The organism is Phytoactinopolyspora endophytica, from assembly GCF_004138495.1.
GTDB lineage: Bacteria > Actinomycetota > Actinomycetes > Jiangellales > Jiangellaceae > Phytoactinopolyspora > Phytoactinopolyspora endophytica.
Window position 1 is genome coordinate 20356 of the sequence record NZ_ML142879.1, and the last position, 5591, is coordinate 25946.

The window sequence follows — 5591 nt, forward strand, 5'->3', positions numbered from 1 at the left end:
CCCGCAGGGCGACCCCAAAAGGGCCAAAACCTTCATCTCCCATACAGCACCAAATCAAGTGGCCCTACCTGCCGATCATGCTCCTCTCTGTGTCCGTGGCAGACTGGATCAAGGCTCAGAAGGGCCGCCATAGGCCAGTAGCGATTCTAGGTACTCGCGTGCGCGCGCCGCGTCCATGGCTCGATCGTCAGCCGAGGCGTCTTGGCGCGAAGGCTCTAGCTCCAACATGGCGTCACCAGTGTAGCCGGCCTTGGCAAGTGCGGCGAAGAAGTCTAGGAAGTCAAAGTCGCCATCTCCCGGTACGCCGAAGCCGCCATCGTAAGACGCATCGCGCAGCGCCACGTGAGCGACGCGGTGGCCGACCTCGTTGACCAGTTCCGACGTCGACGCGGCAGAGCTGAACATGTGGCTGGTATCCAGATCAACTCCGAGTTCAGGCAGGTCAACGAAATCGAGCAACTCCACCACCTCTGGTAGCGTTTCGGCCAGTGTTCCGGCGTGTGGAGCCTCGATTCCGAGGCGAAGCCCTCGCTGGTCTGCAAGCTCCGCCGCCATTGTGATGGTGCGCTTGAACCGGCTCAGGGCCTCGTCGCGGCCCTCTACTTGGCCTACCTGAGCGCTGCCAGCATCGACCACCCATGCGCGGGCGCCGACGGCCTGAGCAACATTAGCAACAACGGTATACCTACGGCGTAGCTCATCTGGGTCGTCGATGGCATCGGGTAACCACGGCACAGACTGCACCCCGGCTACGTCGAAGCTGTGGCGGTGCACGGACGCAGCAATCCGCTCGACTTCGTCCACGGCTGGGTTGAGCAGATTCACGTGATCGAAATGACCCGGTACGGCCGCGATGTCGATCACCGTGAAGCCTAGGTCCGCGATGCGTTGTAACGCTTGTTCGGAAGGTAAAGGACCGAAGGTAATCGTCGAGCACCCAATCCGCACGTTTCTTCCCTCAACTAGCTTGAGGCGGCCAAGCCGCCATGATCGAGTAACGATGGTAAGGACGCCACCGGGTCCCTCGGTCACCGACCCGATAGACGGCGACACGACTCCCCGAACGCCATGAAAGTAAGATCAACAAAGCGCACCGCGTCAAGCGAAACAAGCTCGCCAGAAGCACGAAAGATCGCGGTGGGCAATGACCCGACAACTTATCCCGCTGTCACCATTGCCCTACTCGCGATGCGTCCCGGTGTGTAAGTTTCTTCAAATCGCGTTTGGTGGCAACTTCATTGAGTGTTTGATGGCTTGACATCAGGCGAATAACAAGACTGGACTACCGGCAGGATAGGACTGTCGGAGTTCCTCCCCTTTTCAAGCATTACTATATTGTGATATACGTGCATTCCCGCAACATTTAGGTCCATATACGATGGCGTGTAACTCAGCCCCGCCTTCGCCTCCTGATGATGTAACCCGTCAATCAGGGACTTTATCATGTCGATAGAGGTCATCTCGGCCTCGGCATCGTCGCCGTATCGGTTCCAGGCAGACCAGTACGCGAAGCAGAGATCCTCGATGACATAAAAGCCTCCGGAGCGGACGTATGGGAACAGCCCGGAAATAGACGTCATTATATGCTCGTTGATATGGCTGCCGTCGTCGATTATGACGTCGAATGGCCCAAACTGGAGCCCCAAGTTGTCTAAGAATTCGTGGTCATTTTGATCCCCGCGCACTGTACGTATGCGAGGGCCGTGTACATTGGGCTTATTAAAAAGATCCAATCCGTACACTAGGCCGCGCTTAAAGTAGCGCTGCCACATGAGTAGCGACCCCCCACCGATATAGGCATCACGGCCCCCGCCGATACCGATCTCCAGCAAGCGAATCGGTTGGTTCCGGAACCGAGCGAAGTGTTGTTCGTAGTGTCGCATATATCTATGGAACGTCTCTTTATCTGAGCCGAAACGAACGGAAAGCTCACCCAAATCGTCAGGTTTCGCGAGACATGCGTCGAGAAGGGAATGTATTAATTTGCCTACTTGTTCGTAGTCCGCAGCCGTTGTCCCGCTGGCTGTAGAGGAGTGCATTGCCTTGTGATCTGATCGGGCAACTTCAAGACTGGCGTGACGGCGAACCTTGAATGGCCCGAAAAGGCTCTCCAACAAGTCGATAATATCGAACCGGAGCCAAGCCGCGGGTGAATTTGTCCAGCCAGGTTCCACCACTAGGTCAGCGTGATCGAACGTTATTACACGACCTGCACGTTCTGTGTCGAAAGTCACTTCCAACTGCAGGCTAACAGGCTTGGTGTTCTGCGGTGGATCATAGCGCAGCCGTAGTTCGTTGACGACAACGTCCATAGTGGACTGCAAGCCCGCTTGTCTTACTGTTTCTCGCAGTTGAGCGTAACCGCTACCCGCTGCACGTAGCAAAGGCTCGACCGCGCCCCAGGGTGACAGATCTATCCAGCTCACGACCTACTCCTCCAAAGAATGCCGAAATCTCGCAGTTGGTCGATTTCGTGACGACCCTCTCTAGTTAGACAGTGCACGAGCTCACGCTACACCGTCCAGAAGGCGGCTTTCGCTGGCATATGTCCTGTGCGCTAACTGTAAATGATGCCACCAGGCCGTGGGCTTTGAAGACTCGCCGTAGGAGCGGCGCCGGCGTGGAGTCAAGTTCGTGTCTGGCTGGTGTCCTACGGAATTTGTCAAGAAGTCTGGGACTTGGGGACTCAGGCGCTTATGCGACTGCGGACGGGCATCTCTGAGCGGCAAACCACCGTGAAGGTCACCCGAGAGCACGACAATAGCCATCTTCCGAACCTGTTGCAGTCTGCCGGGATTCTCACGGTGACCGTGGAATCGGAGGTGCCGATCTACTACTGACCGCCGGGCAGCAAGACAAGCGATGACGCGATCGCATATCAACACTTGGACCACCTGGTGTCGCGCTGAAGGGCTTCTCCATGTCGTGTACTGCAAGCTCGCCAGTCGGGATAACATGGCGCATATCGACCGGTTGGGTGGACGGTTCCTGTCCCTGCTGCCCGCCACTTGCAGTGAGGATGCGGCGTTTCTGGACTGGCTCGCCGATTACCATGATCCAGGCTGGGGCCAGACGTTCCGCCGCCCGGGCGGCGTCAGGCGGATCCGGACGACGTCTGTTACACCAGACGAGCCGCCCTGGCCCTTGATGTCGTCGTCGGTGTTGCCTCTCCCGCTGCTCTAGCTGTACTGACCACGGACGTTAGGTACGGCGTGCCTGCTGGACGATGACGAAGACCTCCGGGTGAGGTGTGAAGCGACCAAGCATTCGCATCTCACAACCGGAGGTCTTCGTGTCCCACGCTAACGCTCAACTGACCCCTGCTGGTCGTCTGCGTCTGGCCCAGCTCGTCGTAGACAAGGGCTGGCCGCTGCGCCGCGCCGCATAACGCTGGAACTGCTCAGTCACCACGGCCAAGCGCTGGGTCGAGCGCTACCGCGAGCACGGCCGGGACGGCATGGCTGATCGACCCTCGCGTCCGAGGACCTCGCCGCGACGGACACCGACTCGGGTCGAGCGTCGTGTGGTCGGGTTGCGGGTCTGCCGACGGTGGGGGCCTGCCCGGATTGCCTATCGGCTGCGGATGGCGGTCTCGACGGTGCACAAGATTCTGCTCCGCTACGGTTGCACGCGGCTGGCGTGGACCGACCCCGCGACCGGGATGCGGATCAAGCGGTCGCCGAAGAAGGCGAACTCCTACGTCCACGAAGCACCAGGCGACCTGGTCCACGTCGACATCAAGAAGCTCGGCCGGATCCCCGACGGCGGCGGTCACAAGGTGCTGGGCCGTGCAGCCGGCCAGAAGAACACTAAGCGCGGCAAGATCGGCTACTGGTACATCCACAATGCCGTCGACGACTGCACCCGGCTCGCCTACAGCGAACTCCTCGAAGACGAGAAGAAGGAGACCGCGGCAGCGTTCTGGCAGCGGGCGAACACCTATTTCAACTCCGTTGGGATCACGGTTCAGCGAGTGCTCACCGACAACGGCGCTTGCTACCGCTCCAAACTGTTCGCCACGACCCTGGGCGAGAATATCAAGCACAAGCGGACCAGGCCGTATCGGCCGCAGACCAACGCGAAGGTGGAGCGGTTCAACCGCGCCGCCCTCGAGGAGTGGGCCTACGCCCGGCCCTACACCTGCGACGCCGAACGCGCAGCACTGTTCACCGAGTGGCTCCACACCTACAAATCACCACCGCGGTCACACCGCGCTCGGCGGCAAGTCACCAGCCGACCTCGTACCCAACCTACGTGGACAGAACAGCTAACGGCATCCCTTCCTCAAACGGTGATCCGGCACCAACGTCAGATATTCACGCATTGGCGACTTGCGCGAGATGGACGGACAACATCTCAACCGCGGTGTTCGGCCGCCGACAGCAGCAGCTTCAGGACAAGAAGGCGACACGGGCACAACTCCTTCGCCACGATCGAGTGTACGAGCTTTGATCATTACGGGGCGTGCACGACATACGAAACACGCCATAATTTGAGCGTGTCATCCTCAAACAGACAAGACCCGCCGCCATCCGATCATATCCCAAACATGACGGAACCGTGCCTTATACTGACCGCGGCCTCGCAGCAGTTGAAAGTCTCGCGGCTGCCGTACACCGGAGTGATGGTTTCGACGATTACCGAAGGGACTAAGCCAGTCTGAACCCTTCGAGCCATCCTGTATCGACCGCTTCCTATTGCTCTCCTCATCACGCATGCATCAGCTCCGCCCCTTCCTCCACGGCCTTCAAATAGCCTTGGGAAAAGCCTACGGGCTGGCCTTGACCCAGCATACTAGTGGCCAGAAACCGTCCTCTGCAGAATGCAAGGCCTCGGCGGGAGACTTGGGCCTCATGGCGTGGATATTCGAACTTATCCGAAATGCTGACCGTAGTGTTAAGAACAATCTCGTCGTCAACGCACGGCAGCCCAGTGGTTCGCACTTAGCAGCAATTAAGAATGATCTGCGATATCAACATTTCGAGTATACCCCTCGCTCTCGAACTTGCCAAGCCCAGTTTGCCAGATCTATGGGCGCTTCCGAGAAGCTCCATACAATTGACGAATGTCAGCTTGTTGAACGCCATGTCGAGAAGTTCCATGTCAACTGAGCCTCCTGACAATCCGCCAATTGGCGTCCGGTCGACGCTATGGGGAGAGAACCCACTCCAAGCGGCGCCTGTCGTTATACGAAACAATCTTTCGACGATTCGCATCAAAAGGTAAGGAATTGGTCCGTGTTTCTGCAAATTGACTCTCTCAACGCTGCGCTCCAGCTGGCGGCGACTCATTGGGACGAGCGTGTCTTTCTAAAGATGGACGGGCGCAACGTTACATTCGGTCAGTTCGATTACGACGTTCGACGACTCGCCCTTGGTCTGCGTGAGAAGATACACATCAGCAGCGGCGATCGCGTGGCAGTCCTTATGCGTAACTCCATCGCATGCGTCCAGACGTGGCTGGCGACAAATTATCTTGGCGCGATTTGGGTTCCTATTAACACTGGGTTCCGACATCGTGGGCTCGCGCACGCACTCAGCATCACCGAACCTGCAGTAGTGATTTGCGACGACGAACTCCTTCCTGCACTT

5 protein-coding genes and 1 pseudogene are annotated in these 5591 nt (G+C 58.3%); 4 read left to right on the forward strand and 2 right to left on the reverse strand.

What is annotated here, in order from left to right; genetic code table 11:
• Positions 1-108: 108 nt before the first annotated feature.
• Together ELR45_RS33080 and ELR45_RS33085 are read right to left on the reverse strand one after the other, a co-directional pair.
• Positions 109-948 (reverse strand): sugar phosphate isomerase/epimerase family protein, encoded by an 840-nt coding sequence (locus ELR45_RS33080; protein WP_165368322.1) that lies wholly within the window; start codon positions 946-948, stop codon positions 109-111.
• Positions 949-1235: 287 nt separating this feature from the next.
• Positions 1236-2426, reverse strand: coding sequence for a class I SAM-dependent methyltransferase (locus ELR45_RS33085; RefSeq protein WP_129670088.1), 1191 nt, complete (start codon positions 2424-2426; stop codon positions 1236-1238).
• 270 nt (positions 2427-2696) lie between these two features.
• On the opposite strand from ELR45_RS33085, the gene ELR45_RS36205 reads away from it, so the two are divergent.
• The 4 genes and pseudogenes from ELR45_RS36205 to ELR45_RS40010 form a co-directional block, all read left to right on the forward strand.
• Positions 2697-2840, forward strand: coding sequence for a hypothetical protein (locus ELR45_RS36205; RefSeq protein ID WP_165368323.1), 144 nt, complete (start codon positions 2697-2699; stop codon positions 2838-2840).
• Between the two features lie 115 nt (positions 2841-2955).
• Positions 2956-3183, forward strand: a complete 228-nt coding sequence (locus ELR45_RS41875) for a hypothetical protein (protein ID WP_129670089.1) — start codon at positions 2956-2958, stop codon at positions 3181-3183.
• A 109-nt stretch (positions 3184-3292) separates the two neighbouring features.
• Positions 3293-4271: pseudogene (locus ELR45_RS33095) on the forward strand (IS481 family transposase).
• 966 nt (positions 4272-5237) lie between these two features.
• Positions 5238-5591, forward strand: a 354-nt coding sequence (locus tag ELR45_RS40010; protein WP_205857763.1) for an AMP-binding protein, incomplete at its 3' end; no start/stop codon positions are given.